This is a genomic window from Candidatus Hakubella thermalkaliphila (assembly GCF_013281975.1).
GTDB classification, from domain to species: Bacteria; Actinomycetota; Humimicrobiia; order Hakubellales; family Hakubellaceae; genus Hakubella; species Hakubella thermalkaliphila.
This window is the reverse complement of record NZ_BLRZ01000404.1, coordinates 1-728: the sequence shown is the minus strand read 5'-3', so window position 1 is coordinate 728 and position 728 is coordinate 1. Positions and strand designations below refer to the sequence as shown.

General features: G+C 50.4%; 1 pseudogene. It reads left to right on the top strand.

The features are described from left to right. Nucleotides 1–394 (top strand): annotated as a pseudogene (locus tag HW443_RS12435) (ketol-acid reductoisomerase); the annotation flags it as partial. Nucleotides 395–728 lie beyond the last annotated feature (334 nt).

Sequence of the window (728 nt, the reverse complement as noted above, 5' to 3'; positions counted from 1 at the left end):
GCTGATCCGGGCTGGATTGGACACCCTGGTGGAGGCAGGTTCTCAGCCGGAGTTAGCCGATTTGGAGTGCCTCCACGAACTCAAGCTTATCGTGGATCTGATCTACGAGCATGGAATAACCGGGATGAGATACTCTGGCAGTGACACGGCTGAGTTTGGGGACCTGGTAGTGGGCAAGAGGATTATTACCAAGGAAACCAGAAAGGAGATGAAGAAGATCCTGGCTGAGGTCCAATCAGGTGAGTTTGCCCGCACCTGGATCCTGGAGAACCAGGCCAACCGTCCCGTATATTATGCCATCAGGGAAAAAGAAGCCAACCACCCTATAGAAGTAGTGGGCAAGAAGCTCCGCTCCATGATGAGCTGGATCAGAGAAAAGGGGGAGTTAAGTTAACCAAAGCGCTGCATTGGCAAAAAGTTGGGCTGAGAAGAATTTGTATTAACAAGCAGTTGAGACAAAGGAGTCAGGTTAACAACGGCATGGTGAAGCTGACGGAAGAGCTTGTCTGTTAAGAAAGTGGAGGAGCCGAGCCAACAAAGGAATTCATGGAAGGAGGCCAAATGCAAAAAAAGTACCTTATGACCCCAGGTCCTACATCAGTGCCCACAGATGTGCTCCTGGCCCAGGCCAGGGATATGATCCATCATCGGGCCCCTGCTTATACTGAGGTTCTCAGAGAGATAACCGCCAGACTCAAAAAAGTTCTGGGAACAGAAGGAGATGTAGT